We start from the raw sequence: 24,743 nt of genomic DNA, 5'->3' as shown, positions 1-24,743 counted from the left end.
ACCAAGAGCCGCATTTTCGCTTGGGTTTTGCGCCCTTCGACCCTATATAATCGATATGACGGACACCCCAGAAAATACGGCGCCGGTCGCGCCCGCCAATCAGCCCAACACCAACGCCTATGGCGCCGATTCGATCAAGGTTCTCAAGGGCCTCGACGCGGTGCGCAAACGGCCGGGCATGTACATCGGCGACACCGACGACGGATCGGGCCTGCATCACATGGTGTTCGAAGTGTCGGACAATGCGATCGACGAAGCGCTCGCGGGGCATTGCGACCTTGTCCTGATCACGCTCAACAGCGACGGATCGGTCAGCGTCGAGGACAATGGCCGCGGTATCCCGACCGGCATCCATGCCGAAGAAGGCATTTCGGCGGCCGAGGTCATCATGACCCAGCTCCACGCCGGCGGGAAGTTCGAGAACACCAGCGACGACAATGCGTACAAGGTGTCGGGCGGCCTCCACGGTGTCGGCGTCTCGGTTGTCAACGCCCTGTCCGAATGGCTCGAACTCACGATCTGGCGCGACGGCGAAGAGCATTGGATGCGCTTCGAACATGGCGATTCGGTCGCACCGCTGAAGGTCAACGGCCCCGCGCCCGCAGGCAAGAAGGGCACGCGCGTGACCTTCATGGCCTCGACCGAGACGTTCAAGAATGTCACCGAATTCGATTTCGAGAAGCTCGAGCATCGGTACCGCGAGCTTGCCTTCCTCAATTCGGGCGTCCGCATCAAGCTCGTCGACGCGCGCCATGCCGAGCATGAAAGCCATGACCTGTTTTACGAGGGCGGGATCGCGGCGTTCGTCAAATATCTCGACCGCAACAAGAATGCGCTGCTGCCCGATCCGATCGCGATCAGCAGCGAACGCGACGGCATCGGCATCGACGTCGCGCTCGAGTGGAACGACAGCTATTACGAAAATGTCCTCTGTTTCACGAACAATATCCCGCAGCGCGACGGCGGCACACACCTTGCGGCCTTCCGCGCCGCGCTGACGCGCACGCTCAACGGCTATGGCGAAAAGTCGGGGATGCTGAAGAAGGAAAAGGTGTCGCTGACCGGCGAAGATATGCGCGAAGGGCTGACCGCGATCGTCTCGGTCAAGCTGCCCGATCCGAAGTTTTCGTCGCAGACCAAGGACAAGCTGGTCAGCTCCGAAGTCCGCCAGCCGCTCGAAAGCCTGATGGCCGACCGGATGACCGAATGGCTCGAGGAAAATCCCGCCAATGCCAAGGCGGTGATCCAGAAGGTGATCGATGCCGCCGCGGCGCGCGAAGCCGCGAAGAAGGCGCGCGAGCTGACGCGGCGCAAGGGCGCGATGGACATTGCGAGCCTGCCCGGCAAGCTCGCCGACTGTCAGGAACGCGACCCCAGCAAATGCGAACTCTTCCTCGTCGAGGGTGACTCGGCAGGCGGCAGCGCGAAGCAGGGCCGCGACCGGCATGTGCAGGCGATCCTGCCGCTGAAGGGCAAGATCCTGAACGTCGAGCGCGCGCGCTTCGACCGCATCATTTCGTCGAAGGAAGTCGGCACGCTGATCCAGGCGCTCGGCACCGGCATCCGCGACGAGTTCAACCTCGAAAAGCTGCGCTATCACAAGATCGTGATCATGACCGACGCCGACGTCGACGGCGCACATATCCGCACGCTTCTGCTCACCTTCTTCTATCGCCAGATGCCCGAGATCATCGAGGCGGGGCATCTCTACATCGCCCAGCCGCCGCTCTACAAAGTCGCGAAGGGGCGGAGCGAGGTTTATCTGAAGGACGATACCGCGCTCGAAAATTATCTCGTCGACGCCGGGATCGACGCGCTGCTGCTCGAAACCGCGGGCGGCGCGCGCTCGGGTGCCGACCTGCGCGGGTTGATCGACCATGGCCGGCGCCTGCGCGCACTGATGCGCTACGTGCCGCGCAACCTCAATCACGGGCTCGTCGAGGCGCTGGCGCTGACCGGCGCGCTCGATCCCGATCTCGACACGGCGGGCCGCCACAGTGCCGCCGCGACCGCCGCAACCTGGCTCAACGCCGCCGAACGCGCGCTGACCGGCGGCGCCGAGGCGGTATGGACCGTCGAAGCGGTCGAGGGCGGCGGCTACACGCTCGAACGCCGCTGGCGCGGGGTCAGCGACCATCATGCGATCGACGCCGGCTTCCTCGCCAGCCAGGAGGCGCGCCGGATGCACAAGCTCGCCGCCGAACAGGCCGACACCTATGCGCGTCCGGGCCGGCTGGTGAAAGCCACGGGCGCGGCGGCCGAAGTCGAAGCCGAGACGGCCGACGGCGAAGAGGGCGATGTGCCCGCGACGACGAACGCGAAGGCCAACCCGGTCACGCGCCCGTCCGAACTGCTCGAGGCGATCTTCGCGCACAGCCGCAAGGGTCTCGCGATCAGCCGCTACAAGGGGCTGGGCGAGATGAATGCCGAACAGCTTTGGGAAACCACGCTCGACCCCGCCAACCGTTCGCTGCTGCGTGTCGAGGCCGAACAGGCCGATGTGGCGCACGAAATCTTCGAACGACTGATGGGCGACGAGGTCGAACCGCGGCGCGACTTCATTCAGACGAACGCGCTTTCGGTGGCGAATCTGGACGTATAAATATGGTTATTGATCGGTTAAAACGGTCAAAATCGCACATCCGGACGCAAATATTGTTCCGTTTAACGCGCGGCGGCTTGTTTTGGCAGGCCGCCGCTGCTTTTGGCGCCTCCTCTGACAAGGGGATGATGTCATGCGGGCCTTTTCAGCCATGCTGCTTCCGCTTTTGCTGACGGCCTCAGCCACGGCGCAGGAAGTCGAAGTCACCGACAATCCGATCGCCGAGATCGTCCAGCCGACCGACGATGAAACCGAAATCGACGGCGGAATGGCGAGCTATTACGGCAACGAGCTTGCCGGCAATCGCACCGCAAGCGGCGAACGTTTCGACCCCGGCCAGCTCACCGCGGCGCACCGCACCCTGCCCTTCGGCAGCATGGTGCGCGTCACCAACACGTCGAACGGCGACAGCGTGGTCGTCCGCATCAACGACCGCGGCCCCTTCTCGCGCGGCCGCGTGATCGACGTCAGCCAGGCCGCGGCGCGCGAAATCGGCATGCACCGCAGCGGCACCGCGCGCGTGAAGCTGGCGCTGCTCGACAACGACTGAGGATCAGTCGAACACCGACCACCCCGCCGCATAGGCAAAATGTTCGAGCGCGACCGCACCCGCCAATGACGTTCCCGCGTCGTTGAGTGCGGGCGACCAGACCGCGATCGATCCCTGCCCCGGCGCAATGCAGAGAATGCCGCCGCCTACCCCGCTCTTGCCCGGCAGGCCGACGCGGAAGGCGAATTCGCCCGAATTGTCGTAGTGGCCGCAGAGCATCATGATCGCGTTGATACGCCGCGCGCGGTGCGGTTCGATCAGTTGCTCGCCGCTGAGCAGGTCGCGGCCCTCCATCGCAAGGAACAGCCCCGCACGCGCAAGCTGGCGGCACGACATGGCGATCGCGCACTGACGGAAATAGACGCCGACGACCGACTCGACAGGATGCGTCAGATTGCCGAAGGCGTCCATGAAATGCGCAAGACTGCGGTTGCGCGCCCCGGTTTCGGATTCAGAGAAAGCGACGTCGAAATCGATCCCGACGCTGTCGTCGCCGGCGCGGGCGCGCATGAAGTCGACAATCTCGTCGATGGTCGCATCGCCGCTGCGCCCGTCGATCAGCCGGTCGGTCGTCGCGATCGCCCCCGCGTTGATCAGCGGATTGCGCGGGATGCCCTGCTCGCTTTCGAGCTGGACGATCGAGTTGAACGCGCTGCCCGACGGCTCGCGCCCCACGCTGTCCCACAAAGAACTACCGACGCGGCGAAGCGCCAGCGCCAGCGTGAAGACCTTCGACACCGACTGGATCGAGAAGGGCTCGTCGGCATCGCCCGAGGTGTGGACGGTGCCATCGGGGAGCGCGAGCGCGAAGCCGAGCTTGTTCGGGTCGACGTTGGCGAGCGCGGGAATATAGTCGGCGACGCGCCCCTGGCCGAGATGCGCCGCGGCGAGCTTCATCGCTTCTTCGATATGGCTTCCGAGATTGTCGGTCATCGGCTCCGCCTAGCATAATCGCCGCGCAAAGCATGTATTTTCATTTTTCTAGAAATATTCTATGCAGAAGAAATCATATAGCCGAATCGGGAGACGAGACATGGCCGACCACCCGCGTTCCAAAGGGCTTTCGAGCGCCGTCTGCTACAAGGATGCCAAAGCCGCGTTCCGCTGGCTGGAGGAAGCTTTCGGGTTCGAACCGACCTTCGTGCTGCTCGATGCCGACGGCAATCTCGCGCACAGCGAGATGGAATATGGCCATTCGTCGATCATGATCGGCAATGAATGGTCCGACGATCACCGCAGCCCCGCGAACCTCGGCGGAAAGAATACGCAAACGGTGCATGTCCAGCTGGGCCAGGGCGAGGATATCGACGCGCATTGCGAGAGGGCGCGCGCAGCGGGCGCCGACATCATCGCCGAACCCGAAACGCAATTCTACGGCGACCGCACCTACCGCGCGAAGGATTCCGAAGGGCATATCTGGACCTTTGGCGTGACGGTCGCGGAAAAGACGTCGGACGAATGGGACGCCGAGGGCGGTTTCACGACCAAGACGCGGCTCGACGATTGAGCGCCGCGGTCGACCGCACGCTCGCCGCGCTCGCCGATCCGGTCCGGCGGCGCGCGGTCGAGCTGCTGGGTGAGCGGCCGCGCAGCGCGGGCGAGCTGGCGGGCGCACTCGGGCTCGCGCCGCCGGCGATGAGCCGCCACCTGCGCGCGCTCAAGGAAGGCGGGCTGGTCGAGGACGGGCACCCGGCGTTCGATGCGCGCGTGCGCATCTATAGCCTCAGGGACGGCGCAACCGACGGTCTGAAGCGATGGCTCGCCGAGACCGAGGCGCTGTGGATGCACCAGCTTGCCGCGTTCAAGGCCCATGTCGAGAGCGGCGTCGAGGGCGAGGAATGAGCGCGGCGGCGATCGTTGCGCTCCGCGTCGCGGCAACGCCCGACGTGGCCTTCACCGCCTTCACACGCGACATCGGCACATGGTGGAAAAGCCACCCGCTTTTCCAGTTTTCGCGAAAAGGCGACGGGCTGCTGCGTTTCGATCCCGCTGGGCCTGACGGCCGCCTCGTCACGCGCTTCGACGACGGCAAGGAGTGGGAGATCGGACCCGTTCGCCACTGGCTTCCCGGCGAGCGACTGGCATTCGGATGGCGGCTACCGAGCTTCAAGCCCGAACAGACGACCGAGGTCGATGTGCGTTTCGAGGCGGTGGGCGCCGAGACGCGCGTGACGGTCGAGCATCGCGGCTGGGATGCCATCCCGCAGAAACATGTTGCGCGGCACGGCTTCGAATTGATGCTGTTCCAGCGGCGGCTGGGAGAGCATTGGCGAGGGTTGCTGAAGGGGATGGCGGCGGGGCTTTGAAGGAAGGCCAGTTTGGGGTGGAGAGCGGACGTCCGCTGCTCATATGTGAACCCCGGCGAAGGCCGGGGCCCATCTCCCTACGGCGCAACTAGGCCCCGGCTTTCGCCGGGGTTCACAACTCTATTGGCTGCTCCTCTCCCTACGTCATCCCGGACTTGATCCGGGATCCCGCTTTTTGACGCATCCATTGCCTTCGATCTCAAGCGGGACCCCGGATCAAGTCCGGGGTGACGATGCAGGATAGGTCAGCTTCCGGTCGAAAGCCGACGATCAGAGAAACATTGCGTGCGCACCGCCCGCGCCCCAAATTGACTGTATGTCCCTCCCCGCCCCCTTTGCCGACTGGTTCGCCGCGCGCGGGTGGCGTCTCAGGCGGCATCAGGCCGATATGCTGGCGGCGGGGCAGCGCGGCGAACATGCCTTGCTCGTCGCGGCAACGGGCGCGGGCAAGACGCTCTCCGGGTTCCTGCCGAGCCTTGTCGATCTCGCCGAATACCCTTCGGACCGGTTGCACACGCTCTATGTGTCGCCGCTGAAGGCGCTCGCGGCCGACGTCGAGCGCAACCTCCTCGGCCCGATCGCCGAGATGGGGCTCGACATCAGCGTCGAGAGCCGCAGCGGCGATACCAGTTCGGACAAGAAGGCGCGGCAGCGGAGCCGGCCGCCGAACATCTTGCTGACCACGCCCGAATCGCTGTCGCTATTGCTGTCCTACCCCGACAGCTTCACGATGTTCGCCGACCTCAAAACCGTGGTGATCGATGAAATTCACGCATTTGCACCGGGCAAGCGCGGCGATTTGCTGAGCCTCGCGATGGCGCGGCTGCAGGCGATCGCGCCGGCGCTGCGCCGCGTCGGGCTGTCGGCGACCATCGCCGATCCGGTGCAATATGCCGGCTGGCTCGCGCCCGACGCCGATGCGCGCGCGGTGACATTGGTCGAGGGCGAGGCGGGCGCCGATCCCGATATCGAGATTTTGCTGCCCGAAGGCGCGGTACCCTGGGCGGGGCATTCGGGGCGCTATGCCGTGCATCAGGTGATGGAGGTGGTCGCGGCGAACCGCACGACGATCATCTTCTGCAACACGCGCGGGCTTGCCGAGTTGATCTTTCAGGAGCTGTGGAAGGTCAACGATCTCGGCCTGCCGATCGCGATCCACCACGGCAGCCTCGACCGCGAGGCGCGCCAACGCGCCGAAGCGGCGATGGCCGAAGGGCGGCTGCGCGCGCTTGTCGCCACATCGAGCCTCGACCTCGGGCTCGACTGGGGCGATGTCGATTGCGTGATCCAGATGGGCGCGCCCAAGGGATCGTCGCGGCTGCTCCAGCGGATCGGGCGCGCGAACCACCGGCTCGACGAGCCGAGCAAGGCGCTGATCGTGCCGGGCAACCGCTTCGAATATCTGGAGGCGCAGGCGGCGCTTGACGCCGTCGATGCGGGCGAGCGCGACGCCGACCGCTTCCGCCCCGGCGCGCTCGACGTGCTCGCGCAGCATGTGATGGCGCTCGCCTGCGCGGCGCCGTTCCGCGAGGAGGCCCTGCTTGCGGAAATCCGCAGCGCCGCGCCCTACCAATGGATCGACGCCGAGACCTTTGCCCGACTGCTCGGGTTCGTGCGCGACGGCGGCTATGCGCTCAAAAGCTATGACCGCTTCCGCCGTCTCGCCCCCGACGGGCAGGGTGGATGGCGGATCGCGCATCCGAAGTTCGCGGCGCAGCACCGGCTGAACGCGGGGATCATCGTCGATGCCCCGACACTCGACGTGCGCTTCAAGAACGGGCGGCGGCTCGGCACGGTCGAGGAATATTTCGCGAGCACATTGGTGACGGGCGACACCTTTGCCTTCGCGGGGCTCAGCCTCGAGGTCGAAAGCATCCGCGACACCGACCTGATCGTGCGCGCGACAACGCGCCCCGCGCGCATCCCATCCTATGTCGGCGCGCGCATGGCGCTGACGACGCGGCTCGCCGACCGCGTGCGCGGTTTCCTCGCCGATCCGGAAAGCTGGCAGCGTTTTCCCGAGGATGTGCGCTTCTGGCTGGAAATGCAGCAGTTGCGGTCGGTGCTGCCGCGCCCCGGCGAGCTGCTGGTCGAGACTTTCCCGCACGAAGGCCATCATTATCTCGTCGCATATCCCTTCGAGGGATGGAACGCGCACCAGTCGCTCGGCATGCTGATCACCAAGCGTATGGAGCGTGCGGGGATGCAGCCGCTGGGCTTCGTCGCGTCCGACTATGCGCTGGCGATCTGGTCGCTCAAGCCCGTCACCAATCCCGAAACGCTGTTCGACGCCGAGATATTGTCGGACGAGTTCGTCGAATGGGTCGAGAATTCGCACCTTTTGAAGCGCGCCTTTCGTGAGGTCGCGGTGATCGGGGGGCTGATCGAGCGTCAGCACCCCGGCAAGCGCAAGACGGGCAAGCAGGTGACCTTTTCGACCGACCTGATTTTCGACGTGCTGCGCAAATATGAGCCCGATCATCTGTTGCTCGAGGCGGCCTGGGCCGACGCGCGCGAGCGGCTGACCGACGTCGCGCGGCTCGGCGACCTGCTCGATCGCGCCGCCGGAACGATGGTGCACCAATCCCTACCGCGCATCAGCCCGCTCGCCATCCCGGTGCTGGTGTTGATCGGGCGCGAAAACGTCGCCGCCTCGGATCTCGACGACATGCTACTCGGCGAATTGGCCGATACTCTCGCCGAACAGGCGATGCACCTCGACGAGTGACCGGCGTTTCGCTTGCTGCGACGCCCGATGAGGCGTAGATTGCGCCAAGATATACAGAGGATGCCAGCGATGACCCATGCTTCGAAGCGGTCCGTCCTTTTGGCGCTGCTGCTCGCCGCCCCGGCCTTGATCGGGGCGACGCCGGCTCCGGCCGATCCGCCTGTTCCTGCAGCCTCCACCCCGCCCGGCGAGACCGTCGCCCCGCCGGTTACGCTCGTTCCCTTTATCGAGCCCTTCGATCTCGATGCATCGCGGCGCATGTCGGTGAAGGTGATGGTCGGCGGGAAAGGTCCCTTTTCCTTCCTTGTCGACACCGGCGCCGAGCGCACGGTCATCGCGCGCGAGCTCGCCGAGCGACTGGGACTGGTGCAGGGCGAAAAGCTCAGGCTGGCAACGATCGGCGGCTCGACGATGGTGCCGAGCTACCGTGTCGCGGCGCTCCAGATGCAAAAGCTGCACCTCGCCGCCGTCGATGCGCCCGCCTTTTTCGGCCGACATATCGGCGCGGCGGGGCTGATCGGGGTCGACATGCTCGAAGAGCGCCGCGTCCTGATCGATTTCCGCAAGGAGACGATGCAGATTCTGGAAACGCGGCGCCGCGCGACGCCGCTGATCAGGGACGATGACGCAATCGTCGTCACCGCGCGCAATTCGGCGGGGCGGTTGATCCTGTCCGACGCGCGGCTGAACGGCAAGCGAATCGACGTGATCGTCGACACCGGCGCGCAGACGAGCGTCGGCAATATGGCGTTGCAGCGGCTGGTCGCGGGCAAGCGCGCCAACCGCCTTCCGTTCGTCCCGACGACGCTCGCGGCCGTGACCGGCGAAGACGTCCCCGCGCTGCGCAGCGCGATCAAGCGCATCGTCATCAACGGCATGGACGTCAACGACCTGCCCGTGGCCTTTGCCGACGGCCAAGCGTTCCGCGCACTTGGCCTCCACGAACGCCCCGCGTTGCTGCTCGGCATGGACAGCCTCGCGCTGTTCGACCGGGTCGAGATCGATTTCCCGAACAAGCGCGTCGTGTTCGACCTGCCCGACGAAGTCAGCCATATGCCCAAGTTGCGCTTCGCCGCGAATATGGCGCCGCGGGGTTAGGACGCTTGCGGCGGGCGAGCCGCGCCGCCATAGCGGGCGGATGTCCGCCGCCGTCAATTTCGATTTTGCGGGCCAGCAATTCCACATGCTGGCGGACCGAGCGCTGTTCTGGCCGCGCCACGGCGCGCTGATCGTCGCCGACCTGCACCTCGAGAAAGCAAGTTGGTATGCGGCGCTCGGCCAGCCCTTGCCGCCCTATGACAGCCACGACACGCTCGACCGGCTCGCGGCGCTCGCGGCCGAAACCGGCGCGCGCGCAATCTGGTGCCTCGGCGACAGTTTTCACGACCGCGACGCGGCGGAGCGGATCGTGCCTGCGGTGGCCGAACGCCTGAACGGACAGGCCGCGTCGGCCAAGCTGCTGTGGATCGCCGGCAATCACGACGGGCTGACCGGCGGCGCCTGGGGCGGCGAGGTCGCCGACGAGCTGGTCGTCGACGGCATCGTCTTTCGCCACCAGAGCCTTGCCCGGGAAACACGCCCCGAAATTTCGGGGCATTTTCATCCGAAGCTGCGGCTCAACATTCGCGGACGACATGTGTCGCGCCCCTGCTTCGCGGGCGATGCACGCCGCTTGATCCTCCCGGCATTCGGCGCGCTCACCGGGGGATTGGCAGCCGAAGACCCCGTAATCGCCGCAAATTTTTCCGGTTCCTATGAAGCGATGCTCGTCGCGCGCGGCCGACATCTTCGCTTCCCCTGCCCCGGCCGGCCGGCCGATGACGCTACGGCAAGCCGCGCAGTCGCCGCCGGCCGACGCTAAGCCCCGCCGAATAGGCGCTTTTCCGGCTGTGGCCAAAAAGCATCACCCAGCCAAAAACGACGGTAATACGTGCCTCCGGCTGGATCGGCCGCGCAATTGAGTTATGCTCCGCCCGCAACAAAAATAAATAAATGTTGAGAGGAGTGCCCGATATGAAATCATCTTCCCTTCGTGCTGCCCGATTCATGCGCACCAGCGCGCTCGGCGTATCGCTTGCCATCGCTGCGGTATCGGTACCGGCCTTCGCGCAAGATGCGCCCGCCGACACCGCGACCGACGACAGCGATAACACCCCGATCATCGTGACCGCGCAGGGCCGCGCCCAGCTTCTGTCCGACGTGCCGGTCGCCATCTCGGCGGTCAGCGCCGAAACGCTGCAGAACAGCGGCGCGAACGACATCCGCCAGCTGAACCAGGTCGCGCCGTCGCTACTCGTCTCGTCGACCGGCTCGGAAGCGAACGGCTCGGCGCGTATTCGCGGCATCGGCACCGTCGGCGACAACCCCGGCCTCGAAAGCTCGGTCCCGGTCTTCATCGACGGCGTCTATCGCTCGCGTTCGGGTATCGGCCTCAACGAGCTGGGCGAAATCGACCGCATCGAAGTCCAGCGCGGCCCGCAGGGCACGCTCGGCGGCCGCAACTCTTCGGCGGGCCTGATCAGCATTTATTCGAAAAAGCCCGATTTCAACTTCGGCGCCACGGGTGAAGTCACCTATGGCAACTATGATTATTGGCGCCTCGGCGGCAGTGTCACCGGCCCGATCACCGACACGATCGCCGCGCGCCTCGACGGCGTGTGGGTCAAGCGCGACGGTTTCTACAACGACACGGCGAACGACCGCGACATCAACAACCGCGACCGTTATTTCCTGCGCGGGCAATTGCTGTTCGAGCCGACCGACGCGCTGTCGGTGCGCCTGATCGCCGACTATACCTATCGCAACGAGGAATGCTGCGCGGCGACCTATGTCGGGCCGTCAGTCAACCAATATATCGGCAATCTCAACACGCCGACGGCCGTCGGCGCGGGCGCGACCGCGACGTCGAACAACATCATCAACGTGTTGCGCGACCTCGGCCAGTCGGTCGGCGCCTTCAATCAGGGCTATAGCCGCGACATTTCGGTCTCACCCGGGCGCAGCTTCGCGGGCAAGACCAAGGATTACGGCTTCTCGGGCCAGATCGACTATGACTTCGGCGGCGCGACGCTCACCTCAATCACCGCGTATCGCGAATATCGGTCGGGTCAGGCAGGCGACGTCGATTATGGCACGGTCGATATCCTTTATCGTGCCCCCGACGCCGATGCCTATCGCCAGTTCCACACCTTCACGCAGGAACTGCGGCTGCAGGGTGAAGCGTTCGACGGCAAGCTCGACTGGCTCGTCGGCGGCTTCTACGCCAACGAAAAGCTGCGCGTCCGCGACAATCTTCGTTTCGGCACACAATATGGCCGCTTCGCCGCCTGCCGCCTGATCACTGGCACGGCGCTCTCCGGCCTCTATTCGCCGACCAACCCGTCGTGCATCATTCCGGGCGTGGGCCCGGCAACGCTGCTCGGCGCCTTCGGCGCTTCGGGCCCCGACATCGTCGCGAGCCTGACGGCGCTCGACGGGATCAGCGACAAGGGCAGCATCAACGACGTCTATCGTCAGAATGGCAAGAACTGGGCGCTGTTCACGCACAATATCTTCCACATCACCGACAAGCTCGATTTCACCTTCGGCGTCCGTTACACGAACGACAAGAAGAAGTTCTCGGCGACTTTCACCAACGACAACACGGCCTGTCAGGTGATCCAGGGCCGGTTGCTCGACGATCTGCAGAGCCCGAATGCCACGATCCGCGCTGTTGCCGGCGGCCTGATCGGGCTGGGCTGTCAGGGCAATTCGACCGCCGAGCTCAACAATGTGTCGATCAACGACAAGCGCAGCGAGGACGAATGGACCGGCACCGCGATCCTGTCGTACAAGCCGGTCGACGACCTGATGGTCTATGCGAGCTATTCGCGCGGTTACAAGGCGGGCGGGTTCAACCTCGACCGCTCGGCGCTGAAATCGCCGATCCTGCCCTTCGCGGCGACGCCGGGCGGAGCGCAGGCGTTGGTCGGCGCGCTGCAGTTCGACCCCGAAAAGGTCGACAGCTATGAAATCGGGGCCAAATATTCGACCGGTCCGTTCGGCCTCGGCCTGACGCTCTTCCGGTCGGATTTCTCGAGCTTCCAGCTCAACACGTTCAACGGCACGGTGTTTCTGGTCCAGAATATCAACGGGTGCGACAGCGACCTGAACGGCGGCGATCGCGACCAGAGCAAGTTCACCGGCGCGCCGAACTTCAATGCCGCGGCGGCGACCACCGGCGCCTGCCCCAGCGACGACGTCAGCCACGGCGTCCGCTCGGAAGGCTTCGAACTCGAAGCTTCGCTCGTCCCGGCGCGCAGCTTCCGCATGACGGCGGGCCTGACCTATGCCAGCACGAAATATCGCGGCCAGTTGGTGGGGAACAATTCGGGGGCCCCGCTCGACCAGGCGCTGCGCCTGTTGCCGGGCAACAATCTGTCGAACGCGCCCGAACTGGTCGCGACCGGCAGCGTCGCCTGGACCCCCGATATCGGCAGCAGCGGCCTGACCGGCCTCGTCTATATCGATGGCCGCATGACCAGCGATTACAACACCGGGTCGGACCTGTTCCCGCAAAAGGAACAGAATGGCTATGCGCTGTTCAACGCACGTATCGGCATTCGCGGCCCCGACGAGAAATGGGGCATCGAATTCTGGGGCCAGAATATCTTCAATAAGCAATATGCCCAGGTCGCGTTCAACTCGCCCTTCCAGGAAGGCGGCACGTCGGCGACGACCGCTTTTGCCGACCCGCAATATCCGGGCGGTCGCCAGATTTTCTCGCAGTTCCTCGCCGAACCGCGGACCTATGGCGTGACCCTGCGCGGCAAGTTCTAAACCATAGCATATTTGGGACTACCGGGGGCGGGGCCAGTGGCCTTGCCCCCTTTTCTTTTGGCCAGCCACGTCAACCCGTCACATCTGACAGCTGTGGCACAAAAGCCGCGCCTGCGGCGCAATGACGTTACGGCATGTGCCGCGCACTGGCTTGCCGCCGCCCACTCATGTTACGCTCGCGCAACAACAGAAAAGACTGCCCTCCCCACATCGATAAATCTTGTGAGAGGAGGGCCATTTCCGATGAAAAACCGTTCCTGCCGTGCTGCCAGCCTGCGCACCAGCGCCGCCGGTCTGTCGCTTGTCCTGGGCCTGTTGGCGACGCCTGCCACGGCGCAGGAGGCCGGTGCCGAAACCGACGACAGCACGATCATCGTCACCGCGACACGCCGCAGCGAAGCGCTGTCCGACGTGCCGATCGCGGTCTCGGCCGTCACCGGCGACACGCTCGAAAAGACGGGCGCGACCGACGTCCGCGCGCTGGGGCAGGTCGCCCCGTCGCTGCTGGTGTCCGGCGCGACGAGCGAGGTCAATTTTTCGGCGCGCATTCGCGGCATCGGTACGGTCGGCGAGAACCCGGGCCTCGAATCCTCGGTCGGCCTGTTCATCGACGGCGTCTATCGCAGCCGCACCGGCGTCGGCCTGTCCGAACTCGGCGATATCGAGCGCGTCGAGGTGCTGCGCGGGCCGCAAGGTACCTTGTTCGGCCGCAACTCGACCGCGGGGCTGATCAACATTGTCACCAAGGGGCCCGAACTCGGGACCTTCGCAGGCAAGGGTTCGGTATCTTACGGCAATTATGATTATTGGCGCGTCGACGGCATGCTCAACGCGCCGCTCGGCGACAAGGCCGCGGTGCGGCTCGACGGCGTCTGGCAGAAACGCGACGGCTTTATCGAGAATGTCACGGCGGGCGAGCCCGACATCAACGACCGCGACCGCTGGCTGGTCAAGGGCCAGTTGATGTTCGAGCCGAGCGAGACGATGAGTTTCCGCCTGATCGCCGATTACAGCAAGCGCGAGGAGAATTGTTGCGGCGGGGTGCTGCTGAACCCCGTGCGCAACCTGACGCGCGGCGCCGACGGCTTCCCGGTGGCATCGCCGAACACATTGCTGCCGCTGCTCCAACTGCTCGGCTCCAACCACCAAGTTCCGCCGACGGGCGAGAGCTTCGTGCGCCGCCAGTCGACGACACCGGGGGTTACCTACCGCTCCGACACCAAGGATTGGGGGGTGTCGGGCGAACTCGACTGGGACTTGGGCCTCGGCACGCTGACGTCGATCACCGCCTATCGCGACTATAAGAACGCACAGGGACAGGACGCAGATTTCAGCGCGCTCGACATTTTACGCCGTACCGACCTTGATCGCCGCTTCCGGCTGTTCACGCAGGAACTGCGCTTGCAGGGCGAAGCGTTCGACGGCCGGCTCGACTGGCTGGTCGGCGGCTATTATGCGAACGAGAAACTCGATGTCGACGACGACATCGTTTATGGCGCCAATTACGAACGTTTCGCCAACTGCATTGCCGCCGCGACCTTGTCGCCGGCCAACGTCAATCCCGCCTCGGCGACCTGCTCGAACCTTCCTGCCGCAAGCTTCCCCGGTTTTCAGGGTTTTGCGGCCTTGCTCGGTGCGGCGCGGCTGAACGGCACCGGCAACAACGGGTCGACCTTTCACCAGCGCAGCACCAATTATGCGCTGTTCACCCACAACAGCTTCGACATTATCGAAGATGCGCTGACGCTGACCGTAGGCGCGCGTTACACGCATGAGAAGAAGACGCTGACGGGCGATGCCAATTTCACCAACACGCTCTGCCCGGCGATCGTCAACTCGCCCTTCCAGGCGCTCGCGAGCCTCGCCTGCGTGATCAACGGCACCGCGCCCGACATCGTCAAGGGCGCGCCGGGGACAAAGTTCAGCGAGGGGCAATGGACGGGCACGGCGGTTTTGAGCTGGAAACCCGCGCCCGAATGGCTCGTCTACGCATCCGCGTCGAAGGGCTATAAGGCGGGCGGCTTCAATCTCGACTATTCGGCGCTCGACCGGCCGTGCAGCACGACGGCAGGGTCGGCGGCGCAGAATGCTGCCTGCACCACCGCGCTCGCGCGGCCCGCGAACACGCCGGGCAACGGGCGGCCCGAGGCGAGCGACCTGCAATTCGCGAGCGAAAAGGTCGACGCCTATGAGCTCGGGGTCAAATGGGACGGCCCCGGGATCGACGTCAACCTCGCCGCTTTTTGGCAGGAATATAGCAATTATCAGCTGAACACCTTCAACGGCGTGAATTTCGAAGTCACCAATATCCAGGCGTGCAAGGACGATCTGGGGACCGGTCCGACCGACAATAATGCGACGACGGGGGCCTGCGCATCCGACCGGCTGAAGCCGGGGGTCGTCGCCAAGGGCTTCGAGATCGAGACCTTCCTGCGCCCCGCGCGCTATGTGTCGGTCAATATGGGGCTCACCTATGTCGACACCCTCTATCGCCGCAATCTGGTGGGCACGGGCGGACGTCCGCTATCGCCGGTGCTGTTCCAGCTGCCCGGACGCGGGGTGTCGAACGCCGCCAAATATGTGGCGACTGCGGGGATCAGTTGGACGCCGCCAATCGGCTCGTCGGGGATGAGCGCGCTTATCTATCTCGATACGCGCATGCAGAGCGACACCAACACCGGCTCAAACCTCGACATCGAGAAGGAACAGGATGCCTTCGCGGTATTCAACGGCCGTATCGGGCTGTTCGGACGTGATCGCCGCTGGGGCATCGAGCTGTGGGGGCAAAATCTGTTCAACAAGCAATATTATCAGATCGGCGCCGACATGCCGCTGCAGGGGTCGGGATCGTTCCGCGCCGTCGCGACGCCCGCCGCGAGCGGGCATCCCGGCACCGCGAACAAATTGTTCGTCGGCTTTCCCGGCGAACCCCGCACCTATGGTGTGACGTTGCGCGGGCAGTTCTGATCACTCTCTCCCCCTCCCCGCATCGGGGAGGGTGTCGGGAGGGCCTGCCGCGGCCGGGCACTGTCGCGTCAGGCCCTTTCCTTTGGTGATAGCCGGTTTCGGTCGCCAGCAACCTAGCGCGCCCGCGCCGCCTGATGCGCAATGTCGGTCATCAGCTTACGGAACAACACGCCGCCTGCGGTGCCCGACGCCTTCAGCGCGCGTTCGCAGTCGAGCAGGCGGCTCATCAGCCGCGCGATGCGCACCGAATCCCAGATGTGGAGCTGCGCGGTCACCGCGTCGCGCTCCTTCCAGAAGATGCCGCTCGTGCGCGCCGACACGACGGTCGCGGGGTGCGCACCGCCGTCGACCTCGGCGCGGAGGCGCGCGAGCGCCATCGCGCGGATCGCGAGCGCGCGGATGATCCGGATCTCTGCGACGCCGACCGCCGCAGCGGTCGCGAGCATGTCGGGCAATTCGCGCACCTTGCCGCCGAGCGCGACGTTGATGCACTCGCTCACATCTTCCTCGTGTGTCGCGGCGCCGAGTGCCGCGATATCGGCTGCGGTAACCTGTCGCTGCCGATCCGATCCGGCGTCGAGGTAGAGCGCCATCTTCTCGATCTCGCGCCGCATCAACGCCTGATCGCCCGAGACGAGGTCGACGAGCAATTGCGCCTCGGCATTGGCGAGCCGCAGCCCCTGTTCCTGCCCCGCCGCCATTGCAATGCCGACAAGCGCGCGGCGGTCGGGCTGGTAGCAGATCGCGGCGACAGCGTGATCCGAGCCCTCGACGAGCTTGACGAGCTTCGACTTGGCGGTGACCGACGCACCCGTCGCGATGACCGGATTGATCGCGGTTTCGGCAGCGAGCAGCGCTTCGACCGCCGCAAGGCCGTCGTCGCCGCTACCCGACAGTTCGACCTTGATCACGCGCGCCGATGAAAAAAGCGACATAGACGCAGCTTCGGCGGCGAGCAGCGACGGGTCTTGCGACAGCTGCGTGCCTGTTAGGTCGAGCCGTTCGGCATCCTTGCCCGCGAGGGCGAGCAAATGGCTCGCGACGGCTTCCATCGTCGCTTCGTCGGGGCCGGTGAGGAGTGCGAAACGAACCGCGGGGTCGAGGCGCGACAGGCGTTCGAGTTCGTTCGGCTTGACCGTCTTCATTGCCCGGCGGGCGCGGTAGCCGCTTGTCCGCCGCCGCGGTTCGCATAGACCGCGAGCCGCGCGACGATCTGGTCGGCGACCGCCGAAGAGAGCCGCTCAAGCGCCGAGGATTCGGCGGCGATCGTCGCATATTCGCTGCCCACGACGTCGATGCCCGCATCGGAAAAGGCCGTCGCGTCGAGCAGCACTTCGCCGCTCGCAGCATTCACAAGCTGATAGCGTGCGCGCAGCGTGCGGCGTTCGCGCGTCACCGCATCATCGGCGCGCACGCCGAAACCGGTGATCGAATCCTCAAGCCGGACATCGAGGCGGAGGCGCTTGCCCGCGCCCTCGCCGCCCTGCGTCGCCTGCAGCCGGTCGCGCAACGCGTTGCGGACGAGCCAACCGCTATGCCCCTCGATCGCCGCGACATCGACGTCGGCGAGGATCTGCGCCACCGCCCCCTTGCTGCCATTTGCGTACAGAGGACGCAGCCCGCAGCCGCCGAGCATCAGCGAAGCGGCGACAAGCGAGGAGGTGAGCAGGGTTCGCATCAGGGAACGATATTCACCAAACGGTCGGGGACCACAATCACCTTCTTCGGCGCGGCGCCGGCGAGCAGTTCGACGATACGCGGGCGCGCGAGCGCCGCGGCTTCGGTCGCATGCTTGTCGAGGCCCTTGGCGATCGTCATCGTATCGCGCAGCTTACCCGCCATCTGGATCGCGATTGTCACCTCATCATCGACGAGCAGTGCCGGATCGGCGGCAGGCCATGCGGCATCCGCGATCATAGCGGTCGTGCGCTGGCTTGTCGGCAGCGCCGACCAGGCTTCCTCGGCAAGGTGCGGCATCATCGGCGCGACGAGCAGGATCAGCGTCCGGCATGCCTCGGCGCGCGTCGCCGAGGGTTTCGCTTTCTCGATCTCGTTCGCCAGCGCGTGGATCTTCGCCACCGCCTTGTTGAAACCGAGCGATTCGATATCGGCGGCGACGCCGGCGATCGCCTGGTGCAGCTTGCGCGCGAGCGCCTTGTCCTCTCCGCCGTCGCCGACATTCTCGGTGTCGCCGAACAGGCGCCACAGGCGCTGGACGAAGCGCCACGCGCCTTCGATGCCCGCTTCGCTCCACGGCAGGTCGCGCTCGGGCGGGCTGTCGGACAGCATGAACCAGCGCGCGGCGTCGGCGCCATATTGGTCGAGGATGAAGTCAGGATCGACGACATTCTTCTTCGACTTCGACATCTTGATCACGCGGCCGATGTCGACCGAATAGCCGTCGGCAATCAGCATCGCGCCATCGGGTTTGCGCTCGATTTCGTCGGGCGTGAAATAGAGCGGCGGCAGGCCTTCGCCCTGCACGCGACTGTAGGTTTCGTGCGTCACCATGCCCTGCGTGAACAGGCTCGCGAAGGGCTCCTTGATGTCGATCATCCCCATCTTGTTCAACGCGCGCGTCCAGAAACGCGCATAGAGCAGGTGGAGAATCGCATGCTCGATGCCGCCGATATATTGGTCGACGGGCAGCCAGCGGCGGATCACGTCGGGATCGAAGGGCTTGTCCGACGGCGAGCTGGCAAAGCGCAGGAAATACCACGACGAATCGACGAATGTGTCGAGCGTGTCGGTCTCACGCACCGCTTCGCCGCCGCAGGTCGGGCAGGCGACATGCTTCCACGTCGGATGGCGGTCGAGCGGATTGCCGGGGACCGAGAAATCGACATCCTCGGGCAAGATCACCGGGAGCTGGTTCTTGGGAACCGGCACGGTGCCGCATGCATCGCAATGGATGAACGGGATCGGCGTGCCCCAATAACGCTGGCGCGAGACGCCCCAGTCGCGGAGGCGCCACACGGTGGTGCCCTTGCCCCAGCCCTCATGCTCCGACCGCGCGATGACGGCGGCTTTCGCCTCGTCGATCGTCATGCCGTCGAGGAAATGGCTGTTCACCAGCTTGCCGGGGCCCGTGTAGGCCTCGGTCCCGGTGAAATGCTGGGCGGTTTCGTCGCCGTCGGCGATCACGCGGTGGACCTGCAGCCCATATTTATGGGCGAAATCGAGGTCGCGCTGATCGTGCGCCGGGCAGCCGAAGATCGCGCCGGTGCCATAGTCCATCAGCACATAATTCACGACCCAGACGGGCAGGTGCCAGTCCGGATCGAGCGGATGCTCGACCGCGATGCCGGTGTCGAAGCCCATCTTTTCGGCGGTGTCGATCTGCTCGGCGGCGGTGCCCTGACGGCGGCATTCCTCGATGAACGCGGCGAGTTCGGGCGAATCCTTCGCGAGCTTCTCGGCCAGCGGATGGTCGGGCGAGATCGCGGCGAAGCTCGCGCCATACAGCGTGTCGGGGCGCGTCGTGAAGACGTCGAAACCGGGCGCGCCGCCCGCCAGTTTGAAGCTGAACTCCAGCCCCTGCGACTTGCCGATCCAGTTTTCCTGCATCAGCCGAACCTTGTCGGGCCAGCTTTCGAGGCTGCCCAACCCTTCGAGCAGTTCGTCGGCGAAGTCGGTGATCTTCAAAAACCACTGCGACAATTTCTTCTTTTCGACGAGCGCGCCCGAGCGCCAGCCGAGGCCGTCGATCACCTGCTCGTTCGCGAGCACGGTCATGTCGACGGGGTCCCAGTTGACGTAGCTGTGCTTGCGCGTGACGAGGCCTGCGGCGAACAGGTCGAGGAATAAGGCCTGCTCCTGCCCGTAATAGTCGGGCTCGCACGTCGCGAGTTCGCGGCTCCAGTCGATCGCGAGGCCGAGACGCTTCAGCTGGCCGCGCATCGCGGCGATATTGTCGCGCGTCCAGCCGCCGGGGTGGACGCCCTTTTCCATCGCGGCATTTTCGGCGGGCATACCGAACGCGTCCCAGCCCATCGGGTGGAGCACGTCGTGCCCGGTCATGCGCTTGAAGCGCGCGAGGACGTCGCCCATCGCATAGTTGCGGACATGCCCCATGTGGATCCGCCCCGAAGGATAGGGGAACATCTCGAGGATATAGGCCTTCGGCTTGTCGGCCGTATCGGTCGTGGCAAAGCTGTTCGCCGCCTCCCACGCCTTTTGCCAGCGGGCGTCGGCGGCGAGGGCGCCAAAGCGCGGTTCGCGGGTCATTCGTCGGTTACCCCGTTAGTCTGTCTGGGCGGGCGCGAGAGGCGCGCCGCCGGGTTAGTCCCTGATGGCGCTGCGACGCAGGTCGCGGGCGCGGGTGAGGATGATTTCCTCGAGCTTCTGAACCGTCGCGGCCTGGACCGGCGCATCGACCCAGGTGCCGCCCTGTGACACCTGGCGCGAGGCCGCGATGCGCAGCGCGTCGGCGCGCAGGTCGCGGTCGAGGATCGACACGGTGACCTTCATCCGCTCGCCCGGATTCGCCGGGTTCGCATACCAGTCGGTGATCACGACACCGCCCGACGAATCGGCCTGCAGCAGCGGCATGAACGACAGCGCATCGAGCGAGGCGCGCCACAAATAGCTGTTCACGCCGATCGTCGTCACCTGGCTGGCGGCGAGGTCGGCGCGCGGCCGTTCCTTGTTCGCGCACGCCGAAAGGCCAAGCACCGCGAGCCCGAGCAACGCGAGCGCGGCCGGACGGCGACCGAGCGTGGCGCCAAACCGGGCAGGGACGGAAAGCTGGGACATGCGGTACACCTTATCTCTTGAAGCCCGTCCGACGTCGAAATCGGCCGCGCGCAACGGAATTGCCAGCGTCTCTATCGCCCTTGCCGCCACCCTGCAAGCGCGGCAATTTCTGCGAGTCGGCCGTTCAGATTCTGGTCAGATTCGAAACGCACTGTGCTGATCGGGCAACAATTCGGGTGAAAATCGGAATCGTTGCAACAATTTGGCTGGATTCACTGGCAATGTTGCGCAGGGAGTCCTATTTGAAGAATCCGATTGGGGTTGGAGTCGCAGAGCAATGGCGCGGACGTCGCGACATTTTTGGAAGGGAAGCCTCACCGCTTTGGCGGTGGTTTCGCTTGCGCTTCCGCCAGCCCTTGCCGCGATGTCGAACAGCGACCGCATCCGCGACACGACGCTTTCGGAAACCTTGCTTGGCCAGTTTACCCCGGCATCGGGCGATGAGCGGCTGATCGCGCGCTACAACAAGATGTCGGCCGAACAGCGCGGCAGCTTCAGCTTCACCCCCGCGCTGACCGACGACAATCGCAAGAACCGTGCGATCACCGTCGTGATTCGCGCTCGCGACGACGCATCGAGCGCCGCGCGCACTTCCGCGCTGGCCGCGGGCCGGACCGCGCCGATCGCCATCACCCCCGTCGCCTATAATCTGGGCGCATCGGTGGGCTTCGAGAAATTCGTCACGCCGGCGCTGCCGCGCGGCACCGACCTTCGCAACCTGCCGGTCGCGAAGGCCCCGGAACAGGACGAGAAGAAGTCGCGCTTCGCCACGCGTATGGTCAACCGCCCAAGCGACCCGAGCGGGGCAACCGATCGCGTCACAGCTCCCGGCGAAGCGTCGGCCGTCGATGTCGTCAGCAGCTATCGCCTGACCAAGAATATCGACGTCACCGCAGGCGTCCGGTACAAGAGCGACGACCGCGTCGAACCGCTGACCGATACGCGCCGCGACAGCCAGGCAGTCTATATCGGAACCGCGTTCCGCTTCTGACGACTCCGGCGCTTCGTCGCCTGTTTCTCCCAAGCATCAATCGCTGCCCAACCGGACTTTCGTCCGCTCGCGCGGGTTAGCGCGCGGGCGCGCGCCGCCGTCATCCCACCGAGCGCGATCGGTTGCGCGCACGACAGACGCGCGAGCCGTAGCCATGCGGCGCGCCCAAGCGCAGCAGCGTCGGGATGCGAACGCGTCGGATGGAGCGGCGAGATGAAGACACCATGTGGCCCGGTCCGACGCGCACGGCGCGCCTCGCGCGCGTCATGGACGGGCATCGTCAGCAACAGGCCGAGCCGATGCGCCTGCCCTGCCCGCTTTATGTCGTGCTGGCGAAGATGGACGCCGTGAGCACCCCAGCGGCGCGCCGTTGCTGGGGATCCAGCGAGCACCACAGTTAAGCCGCGTACGCGCGCGAAGCGCATCAGGCTCCGAAGCAGCCGCCACCGCGCCCCCTGTGGCAGGCTGTCGTGGCGGAGGACGATGCCGCTACCGGGCGGAAGCGAAGCGGCAAGTTTGGCGATGTCCGCCGCGATCCGCTCGTCGCTGAACAGCCATGCGTTCGGCAGGGGGTGGCGCCCGGTCATCGCCCTTTCTATAGGCGCGTCGCGAGCGCGCGCAACGCGCGGGATGGAAATGAGACGATGAGCGAAGCAGCAGACCGGCTGGCCGAGGTGCAGGCCCATATCGCGAGTGCGGCGAAGCGCGCACAGCGGAAGGTGGAGGATATCTGTTTGATCGCGGTGTCGAAGACGCATGACGCCGACGCCGTCCGCCCGCTGATCGCTGCGGGCCAGCGCCATTTCGGCGAGAATCGGGTGCAGGAAGCGGCGGCGAAATGGCCCGAGCTGCGCGCCGAGGCGCCCGATGTCGTGCTGCACCTGATCGGCCAGCTGCAATCGAACAAGGCCGAGGAAGCCGTGGCACTGTTCGATACAATCCATTCGATCGATCGCAGCTCGCTGGTGCAGGCGATTGCCAAGGCTTGCCAAAAGGCAGGCAAGCAGCCGCAATTGTTCGTCCAGGTCAATATCGGCGACGAGGAGCAAAAGGGCGGCTGCGCGACCCGCGACCTGCCCGCGCTGCTGGCGGAAGCGAAGGACGCCGGGTTGACGATCGACGGGCTGATGGCGATCCCGCCGGCCGATATCGAACCCGCGCCCTTTTTCGCGCTGCTCGACGAACTCGCCGAACGCCACGGCCTCCCGCTGCGCTCGATGGGGATGAGCGGCGACTATGAGACGGCGGTGATGCTGGGCGCGACGCATGTGCGCGTCGGGACTGCGTTGTTCGGTGCACGCGACTAGCGCCGCAGGCGGACAGTCACTCTATTGATATTCGACCGTCACCGGGATTCGCCCGCGATAGTCGCCGTCGTCGAGGCCGGCGATTTGGAGGCGGCCGCCGAAGCGGAACTGAAGCCGCCCGTCGGCGCCTAGACGCGGTGCGGCCGACAGGTCGGTCACGAGGCCGGTGACACGCGCAGTGCGGCCGTGGCCGCTTTCGAGATCAACGCTGGCAGGCAGGATCACGCGGACTTCGGCGCCGGGTTCGCCGCGCACGGTGACGGTGCCGGTCAGCGCAAACCCGCCGAGATCGACGACGTCGCCGCGCACGCGGCGAACGCCCGAGGCGGGATCGAGCTCGACCTCGCCGCCCATTGCGCCGACCGCGACGCGGCCCATGTCGAGCTGGGTTTCGACATCAACGCGCAGCGGCACCTCGGTCTTGCGCGCCGTCGTGCCCGCCACCTTGTCCTGCGCACAGAGCAGGCATTGCGCGCCCGCGGAGGGCGCGCCGCCGAACGCGAGCAAAAAACCAAGGAAAAGACGCAATTTCACGCCCACCAGGATAGCGCCAACATGGTTAAGCTGCGGTAAAGCCGGCGCAGCGCTAATCGCTGGCCAGTTTCCCGCTTTTCGGCCACATGTGCGCGATGACCACACCCCCGCCGTCCCCCCGGCTCAACGCCCTCGCCACCGCGGTGCCGGGGCACGATATCCATCAATCCTTTATCGACTGGGCGACGCCGCGACTGACCGACGATCGCGTGCGCGCGATCTTCACGCGGATGACCGCGCGGTCGGGGATCAACCATCGCTGGTCGGTGCTGCCGCCGACGGAAAATGGGGGATCGCCGGTCGAGGCGGGCGGGTTTTACGACGTCCCCGACCTGCCGCCGACCTCGGCGCGGATGGCGGCTTATGCGCAGCACGCGCCCGAGCTTGCGATGCAGGCGATTGCGAACCTCGGCGATGCGCTCGATCCGGCGCGCGTCACGCATATCGTCGTCGCGAGCTGCACCGGCTTCGTTGCGCCCGGGATCGACCAGATCCTGGCGCGGCGGCTGGGGCTTGCACCGACCGTCGAGCGCGTGCTGATCGGCTTTATGGGCTGCTATGCCGGGGTCACCGCGCTGCGCACCGCGCGGCATATCGTGCGATCCGAACCCGACGCCGTGGTGCTGGTGGTCAGCGTCGAGCTGTCGACACTCCACCTCAGCCTCGCCGACGAGCCTGAGCCCTTGCTCGCGATGCTCCAGTTCAGCGACGGCGCGGCGGCGGGGATCGTTTCGGCGGCGGCGCACGGACTTGAACTGGGTGAAGGGCGCAGCCTCGCGCTGGGCGACAGCGAGGAGCTGATCCGCTGGGACATCGGCGACAAGGGTTTCGAGATGACGCTGTCGGGCGAGGTGCCCGGACGGCTCCGCGAAACGCTCGCCGATCCGGCCGTCCAGCGCGAGCTGTTCGGCGATGGCGGCACACCGCCTTTGCTCGCGGTCCATGCCGGCGGCCGCTCGGTGCTCGATGCGGTCGAACATGCGTTGGAAGTACCGCCCGAGGCCTTGGCCGACAGCCGCGCAGTGCTTGCGCGCTTCGGCAATATGTCGTCGGCGACGATATTGTTCGTGCTCGCCGACATGATGGCGCGCGGCGCGACGGGCGAGGGGATTGCGATCGCCTTCGGGCCCGGGCTCGCTGCCGAAGCGATCCGCTTTGCCGCCCCCGGTCGTCAGGGGTGAACCC

General features: G+C 65.7%; 20 protein-coding genes. 13 read left to right on the top strand and 7 right to left on the bottom strand.

The features are described 5' to 3' along the window. Positions 1 to 55 precede the first annotated feature (55 nt). Positions 56 to 2,602, top strand: a complete 2,547-nt coding sequence (gene gyrB, locus GGC65_RS14555) for a DNA topoisomerase (ATP-hydrolyzing) subunit B (RefSeq protein WP_192647823.1) — start codon at positions 56 to 58, stop codon at positions 2,600 to 2,602. A gap of 133 nt (positions 2,603 to 2,735) precedes the next feature. Then, positions 2,736 to 3,152: a septal ring lytic transglycosylase RlpA family protein gene (locus GGC65_RS14550; RefSeq protein ID WP_192647822.1), complete on the top strand. Its 417-nt coding sequence runs from the start codon at positions 2,736 to 2,738 to the stop codon at positions 3,150 to 3,152. Positions 3,153 to 3,155: 3 nt separating this feature from the next. On the opposite strand, the gene GGC65_RS14545 is transcribed toward GGC65_RS14550, so the two are convergent. Beyond that, a complete protein-coding gene (locus GGC65_RS14545) occupies positions 3,156 to 4,049 on the bottom strand; it encodes a glutaminase (RefSeq protein ID WP_225941172.1) in 894 nt (297 codons plus the stop codon). A 136-nt stretch (positions 4,050 to 4,185) separates the two neighbouring features. Between GGC65_RS14545 and GGC65_RS14540 the strand changes: the two genes are divergently transcribed. The 8 genes from GGC65_RS14540 (at position 4,186) to GGC65_RS14505 (ending at position 15,971) form a co-directional block, all read left to right on the top strand. Continuing rightward, a complete protein-coding gene (locus tag GGC65_RS14540) occupies positions 4,186 to 4,659 on the top strand; it encodes a VOC family protein (RefSeq protein ID WP_192647820.1) in 474 nt (157 codons plus the stop codon). Further along, positions 4,656 to 4,994 carry an ArsR/SmtB family transcription factor gene (locus GGC65_RS14535; RefSeq protein WP_192647819.1) on the top strand — a complete coding sequence of 113 codons (339 nt, stop codon included), beginning with the start codon at positions 4,656 to 4,658 and terminating at the stop codon, positions 4,992 to 4,994. The genes GGC65_RS14540 and GGC65_RS14535 overlap by 4 nt, the downstream gene beginning before the upstream one ends. Further along, on the top strand, positions 4,991 to 5,458 hold the full coding sequence (locus GGC65_RS14530) for an SRPBCC domain-containing protein (protein ID WP_192647818.1): 468 nt from the start codon (positions 4,991 to 4,993) through the stop codon (positions 5,456 to 5,458). The genes GGC65_RS14535 and GGC65_RS14530 overlap by 4 nt, the downstream gene beginning before the upstream one ends. Before the next feature lie 316 nt (positions 5,459 to 5,774). After that, the gene (locus tag GGC65_RS14525; RefSeq protein WP_192647817.1) at positions 5,775 to 8,186 is read left to right on the top strand and encodes a ligase-associated DNA damage response DEXH box helicase; all 2,412 of its coding nucleotides are present in this window, start codon (positions 5,775 to 5,777) and stop codon (positions 8,184 to 8,186) included. Between the two features lie 69 nt (positions 8,187 to 8,255). Then, a complete protein-coding gene (locus GGC65_RS14520) occupies positions 8,256 to 9,284 on the top strand; it encodes an aspartyl protease family protein (protein WP_192647816.1) in 1,029 nt (342 codons plus the stop codon). Positions 9,285 to 9,324: 40 nt separating this feature from the next. Next, positions 9,325 to 10,047 (top strand): ligase-associated DNA damage response endonuclease PdeM, encoded by a 723-nt coding sequence (gene pdeM, locus GGC65_RS14515; protein WP_192647815.1) that lies wholly within the window; start codon positions 9,325 to 9,327, stop codon positions 10,045 to 10,047. A 152-nt stretch (positions 10,048 to 10,199) separates the two neighbouring features. Then, positions 10,200 to 13,004, top strand: a complete 2,805-nt coding sequence (locus GGC65_RS14510) for a TonB-dependent receptor (RefSeq protein ID WP_192647814.1) — start codon at positions 10,200 to 10,202, stop codon at positions 13,002 to 13,004. 243 nt (positions 13,005 to 13,247) lie between these two features. Then, positions 13,248 to 15,971, top strand: a complete 2,724-nt coding sequence (locus GGC65_RS14505; protein ID WP_192647813.1) for a TonB-dependent receptor — start codon at positions 13,248 to 13,250, stop codon at positions 15,969 to 15,971. 113 nt (positions 15,972 to 16,084) lie between these two features. Here the strand turns inward: GGC65_RS14505 and holA are convergent, their stop codons facing one another. Genes holA through GGC65_RS14485 form a run of 4 tightly spaced genes read right to left on the bottom strand, consistent with a single transcriptional unit; the run spans position 16,085 to position 20,726 of the window. Next, positions 16,085 to 17,116 carry a DNA polymerase III subunit delta gene (gene holA / locus GGC65_RS14500; RefSeq protein WP_192647812.1) on the bottom strand — a complete coding sequence of 344 codons (1,032 nt, stop codon included), beginning with the start codon at positions 17,114 to 17,116 and terminating at the stop codon, positions 16,085 to 16,087. Continuing rightward, complete coding sequence (lptE, locus tag GGC65_RS14495) at positions 17,113 to 17,649, bottom strand: LPS assembly lipoprotein LptE (protein ID WP_192647811.1); 537 nt, start codon at positions 17,647 to 17,649, stop codon at positions 17,113 to 17,115. Before lptE ends, holA begins: the two co-directional genes overlap by 4 nt. Then, positions 17,649 to 20,198 carry a leucine--tRNA ligase gene (leuS, locus tag GGC65_RS14490; protein WP_192647810.1) on the bottom strand — a complete coding sequence of 850 codons (2,550 nt, stop codon included), beginning with the start codon at positions 20,196 to 20,198 and terminating at the stop codon, positions 17,649 to 17,651. Before leuS ends, lptE begins: the two co-directional genes overlap by 1 nt. Before the next feature lie 54 nt (positions 20,199 to 20,252). Next, complete coding sequence (locus tag GGC65_RS14485) at positions 20,253 to 20,726, bottom strand: DUF3576 domain-containing protein (protein WP_192647809.1); 474 nt, start codon at positions 20,724 to 20,726, stop codon at positions 20,253 to 20,255. A 364-nt stretch (positions 20,727 to 21,090) separates the two neighbouring features. Here GGC65_RS14485 and GGC65_RS14480 point away from each other — a divergent pair, with 364 nt between their 5' ends. Continuing rightward, positions 21,091 to 21,717 (top strand): hypothetical protein, encoded by a 627-nt coding sequence (locus tag GGC65_RS14480; protein WP_225940826.1) that lies wholly within the window; start codon positions 21,091 to 21,093, stop codon positions 21,715 to 21,717. On the opposite strand, the gene GGC65_RS14475 is transcribed toward GGC65_RS14480, so the two are convergent. Further along, a complete protein-coding gene (locus GGC65_RS14475) occupies positions 21,690 to 22,304 on the bottom strand; it encodes a thiamine phosphate synthase (protein ID WP_192647807.1) in 615 nt (204 codons plus the stop codon). The two genes, GGC65_RS14480 and GGC65_RS14475, sit on opposite strands and share 28 nt — an antisense overlap. A 57-nt stretch (positions 22,305 to 22,361) precedes the next feature. On the opposite strand from GGC65_RS14475, the gene GGC65_RS14470 reads away from it, so the two are divergent. After that, positions 22,362 to 23,024: a YggS family pyridoxal phosphate-dependent enzyme gene (locus GGC65_RS14470; protein ID WP_192647806.1), complete on the top strand. Its 663-nt coding sequence runs from the start codon at positions 22,362 to 22,364 to the stop codon at positions 23,022 to 23,024. A 21-nt stretch (positions 23,025 to 23,045) separates the two neighbouring features. Here the strand turns inward: GGC65_RS14470 and GGC65_RS14465 are convergent, their stop codons facing one another. Beyond that, entirely contained in the window at positions 23,046 to 23,558 is a 513-nt protein-coding gene (locus tag GGC65_RS14465; RefSeq protein ID WP_192647805.1) for a DUF4402 domain-containing protein, read from the bottom strand. A gap of 86 nt (positions 23,559 to 23,644) precedes the next feature. Between GGC65_RS14465 and GGC65_RS14460 the strand changes: the two genes are divergently transcribed. Beyond that, a complete protein-coding gene (locus GGC65_RS14460) occupies positions 23,645 to 24,739 on the top strand; it encodes a type III polyketide synthase (protein WP_192647804.1) in 1,095 nt (364 codons plus the stop codon). Positions 24,740 to 24,743: the final 4 nt, after the last annotated feature.

Source organism: Sphingopyxis sp. OAS728, from assembly GCF_014873485.1.
GTDB lineage: Bacteria > Pseudomonadota > Alphaproteobacteria > Sphingomonadales > Sphingomonadaceae > Sphingopyxis.
This window is presented reverse-complemented; position numbering and strand designations above follow the sequence as displayed.

Coding starts and splice junctions, on each gene's coding strand:
- gyrB (WP_192647823.1), top strand. CDS start 56: ATGACGGACACCCCAGAAAATACGGCGCCGGTCGCGCCCGCCAATCAG.
- GGC65_RS14550 (WP_192647822.1), top strand. CDS start 2,736: ATGCGGGCCTTTTCAGCCATGCTGCTTCCGCTTTTGCTGACGGCCTCA.
- GGC65_RS14545 (WP_225941172.1), bottom strand. CDS start 4,049: ATGAAGCTCGCCGCGGCGCATCTCGGCCAGGGGCGCGTCGCCGACTAT.
- GGC65_RS14540 (WP_192647820.1), top strand. CDS start 4,186: ATGGCCGACCACCCGCGTTCCAAAGGGCTTTCGAGCGCCGTCTGCTAC.
- GGC65_RS14530 (WP_192647818.1), top strand. CDS start 4,991: ATGAGCGCGGCGGCGATCGTTGCGCTCCGCGTCGCGGCAACGCCCGAC.
- GGC65_RS14525 (WP_192647817.1), top strand. CDS start 5,775: ATGTCCCTCCCCGCCCCCTTTGCCGACTGGTTCGCCGCGCGCGGGTGG.
- GGC65_RS14520 (WP_192647816.1), top strand. CDS start 8,256: ATGACCCATGCTTCGAAGCGGTCCGTCCTTTTGGCGCTGCTGCTCGCC.
- pdeM (WP_192647815.1), top strand. CDS start 9,325: ATGTCCGCCGCCGTCAATTTCGATTTTGCGGGCCAGCAATTCCACATG.
- GGC65_RS14510 (WP_192647814.1), top strand. CDS start 10,200: ATGAAATCATCTTCCCTTCGTGCTGCCCGATTCATGCGCACCAGCGCG.
- GGC65_RS14505 (WP_192647813.1), top strand. CDS start 13,248: ATGAAAAACCGTTCCTGCCGTGCTGCCAGCCTGCGCACCAGCGCCGCC.
- holA (WP_192647812.1), bottom strand. CDS start 17,116: ATGAAGACGGTCAAGCCGAACGAACTCGAACGCCTGTCGCGCCTCGAC.
- lptE (WP_192647811.1), bottom strand. CDS start 17,649: ATGCGAACCCTGCTCACCTCCTCGCTTGTCGCCGCTTCGCTGATGCTC.
- leuS (WP_192647810.1), bottom strand. CDS start 20,198: ATGACCCGCGAACCGCGCTTTGGCGCCCTCGCCGCCGACGCCCGCTGG.
- GGC65_RS14485 (WP_192647809.1), bottom strand. CDS start 20,726: ATGTCCCAGCTTTCCGTCCCTGCCCGGTTTGGCGCCACGCTCGGTCGC.
- GGC65_RS14480 (WP_225940826.1), top strand. CDS start 21,091: ATGTCGAACAGCGACCGCATCCGCGACACGACGCTTTCGGAAACCTTG.
- GGC65_RS14475 (WP_192647807.1), bottom strand. CDS start 22,304: ATGACCGGGCGCCACCCCCTGCCGAACGCATGGCTGTTCAGCGACGAG.
- GGC65_RS14470 (WP_192647806.1), top strand. CDS start 22,362: ATGAGCGAAGCAGCAGACCGGCTGGCCGAGGTGCAGGCCCATATCGCG.
- GGC65_RS14460 (WP_192647804.1), top strand. CDS start 23,645: ATGTGCGCGATGACCACACCCCCGCCGTCCCCCCGGCTCAACGCCCTC.